Here is a 254-nt window from a genome sequence, read left to right as displayed (position 1 = left end):
CACATAGGCACCGCCTGCGGTGCATGAGCCCATGACCACGGCGATCTGCGGGATGCCCTGGGCGCTCATGTTCGCCTGGTTGAAGAAGATCCGCCCAAAATGCTCGCGGTCAGGGAACACTTCATCCTGACGCGGCAAGTTGGCGCCACCGGAGTCCACCAGGTAGATGCACGGCAGGCGGTTCTGCTCGGCGATGGTCTGGGCGCGCAGGTGTTTTTTGACGGTGAGCGGGTAGTAGGAGCCGCCTTTCACCG

1 protein-coding gene is annotated in these 254 nt (G+C 63.0%); it reads right to left on the bottom strand.

All coding sequences use genetic code 11. The features are described from left to right. On the bottom strand, nucleotides 1–254 hold a 254-nt coding region (locus SB764_RS42550), incomplete at both ends, for a carboxyl transferase domain-containing protein (protein WP_410867114.1).

Source organism: Paraburkholderia sp. SIMBA_027 (assembly GCF_046535315.1).
GTDB lineage: Bacteria > Pseudomonadota > Gammaproteobacteria > Burkholderiales > Burkholderiaceae > Paraburkholderia > Paraburkholderia tropica.
This window is presented reverse-complemented; position numbering and strand designations above follow the sequence as displayed.